This window comes from Allobosea sp. CER48 (assembly GCF_044752385.1).
Lineage (GTDB): Bacteria > Pseudomonadota > Alphaproteobacteria > Rhizobiales > Beijerinckiaceae > Allobosea.
In genome coordinates this window covers 1-2,073 of sequence record NZ_JBIWYK010000506.1, presented here as the reverse complement: position 1 = coordinate 2,073, position 2,073 = coordinate 1, and the positions used below count along the sequence as shown (strand labels likewise).

Genomic DNA, 2,073 nt, shown 5'->3' with positions numbered 1-2,073 from the left:
GAGCCAGCAGGCGCCGAAGGCGGGCAGGCCGGCTTGCGGGCGAGCGCGGTCGCTCGCTGCTCTCAGCCCTGCCCCGGCTTGACGATCCGGCTCAGGCGGTTGTCCGTGAACAGGTAGATCTCGCGGCCGCCCGGCTCGGAATAGAGCACCTGGACCTCGCGCTGCCCCTTGCCGCTCTCGCCGATCAGCACATCGGTCGGCCGCGTGCCCTTGAGCTTCACCAGCTCGCATTCGGTGATTCCGGGTGCGATCTCCTTCGGCAGCGGGCGCGTCGAGGGATCGAGGGAGACGCCGACGCTGCACTCGCCTTCCGGCGTCAGGACCGGCTCCCGCGACGAGATGCCGGCGCTGGCCGTGCTGGTGGTCGTCGTCGTGACGCCGCCCTTGGTTTCGGACTGGAAGGCGAAGCCGCCCATATCGACCGAACAGCCGGCAAGGGCCACGGTGCAGAGCAACAGAACGGGCAGTCTCACGCTTTCTTCTCCCAGCGGCCGGCCTCGTCCTGCTGCCAGTAGCTGGCGGCATGGCCGGAGGCCCGGGCCTTCTTCCAATCCTCGCGGGCCGCTGTCAGCGCCTCGGGATCGTCTCCATCGAATATCAGAACGACGCGCTCGTAGTCCTGCATTGCGTCGGGAATGCGGACCCCGTCGGCGCAGATCCGCACCTGCGCGGCGTTGGGGTTGTGCCCCTGGGTGGTGATGACCACGGGGTTCCCGGCGGCATCCGCCTCCAGCGCCGTGACATGCGGCAGGAAGCTCTCGTCCGCATAGGTCCAGAGGTGGTCGTCGACGACGCTCAGCCGCTCCTGGCTGGAAACCTCGACGACGACCTTCTGGCCGCGCGAAAGCGCGCGATCGAGAATCGTCGGCAGGACCTGCTCCAGCGGGCGCGACTGCAGATGGAAGAACAGGATCTCGGCCATCGAAACCCTTTTCTCCTAGCGGGTTGGCAGCGATTTCACAGAACTCGAATCAGCTCTCGTAGTGGTCGGCGACCAGCCGGTCGAGCAGGCGGACGCCCCAGCCGGGGCCCCAGGACCGGTTGATCTCGCTGTCCTTGGCGGCCATGCCGGTGCCGGCGATGTCGAGATGCGCCCAGGGCGTGTCGTTGACATGGCGCTTCAGGAACTGCGCCGCGGTGATCGAGCCGGCGTAACGCCCGGCCGAGTTCTTCATGTCGGCGAATTTCGAATCGATCATCTTGTCGTAGGCCTTGCCGAGCGGCATGCGCCAGACCGTCTCGCCCGTCGCGATGCCGGCGGCCGTCAGCCGCTGTGCGAGTTCGTCGCTGTTGGTGAAGAGGCCGGCATTCTCCTGCGCCAGCGCCACGAGGATCGCGCCGGTGAGCGTCGCCAGATTGATCATGAAGCGCGGCTTGAAGCGCTCCTGCGTGTACCAGAGCACATCGGCGAGAACGAGCCTGCCTTCGGCGTCGGTATTGATGATTTCGATGGTCTGGCCGGAAAGCGAGGTGACGATGTCGCCGGGGCGCTGGGCGTTGCCGTCCGGCATGTTCTCGACGAGGCCGATGACGCCGATCGCGTTGACCCTGGCCTTGCGGGCGGCCAGCGCGTGCATCAGGCCGACGACGCAGGCCGCCCCGGCCATGTCGCCCTTCATGTCCTCCATGCCGGCGCCCGGCTTCAGCGAGATGCCGCCGGTGTCGAAGGTCACGCCCTTGCCGACGAACGCGACGGGCTGCTCGTCCTTCCCGGCGCCTTTCCAGCGCATGATGGCGACGCGGCTCTCGCGCCGGGAGCCCTGCCCCACGCCGAGCAGCGCGCGCATCCCGATCTTCTTGAGGTCCTTCTCGTCGAGAACCTCGATCTCGACATCGAGCTTCTTCAGCTTGGCGGCGCGGTCGGCAAACTCTTCCGGATAGAGGACGTTCGGCGGCTCGTTGACGAGATCGCGCGCCAGCACGACGCCGGCAGCGACGGCGTCGGCCGCCTTCAGGGCCTTCTTGAGGGCGGCAGGGTCCTCGGCGCGGAGCGTGACGGCGATCGCCCCGGCGTCGTCCTTGTCCTTGCTCTTCGTCTTGTAGCGATCGAACACATAGCTGCGCAGCTTCAGC

Annotated in this window: 3 protein-coding genes; all 3 read right to left on the bottom strand. The window is 67.4% G+C overall.

Annotation, left to right across the window (positions count from 1 at the left end; genetic code table 11):
• Positions 1–62: 62 nt before the first annotated feature.
• Positions 63–473, bottom strand: coding sequence for a hypothetical protein (locus ACIPIA_RS14895; RefSeq protein ID WP_400510674.1), 411 nt, complete (start codon positions 471–473; stop codon positions 63–65).
• Complete coding sequence (locus tag ACIPIA_RS14890) at positions 470–922, bottom strand: DNA polymerase III subunit chi (RefSeq protein WP_400510673.1); 453 nt, start codon at positions 920–922, stop codon at positions 470–472. The genes ACIPIA_RS14895 and ACIPIA_RS14890 overlap by 4 nt, the downstream gene beginning before the upstream one ends.
• A gap of 49 nt (positions 923–971) precedes the next feature.
• A partial coding sequence (locus ACIPIA_RS14885; RefSeq protein WP_400510671.1) for a leucyl aminopeptidase occupies positions 972–2,073 on the bottom strand: 1,102 nt, incomplete at its 5' end.

Bases quoted from the DNA above. Each gene is read 5' to 3' on its own strand.
- ACIPIA_RS14890 (WP_400510673.1), bottom strand. From the start codon at position 922: ATGGCCGAGATCCTGTTCTTCCATCTGCAGTCGCGCCCGCTGGAGCAG.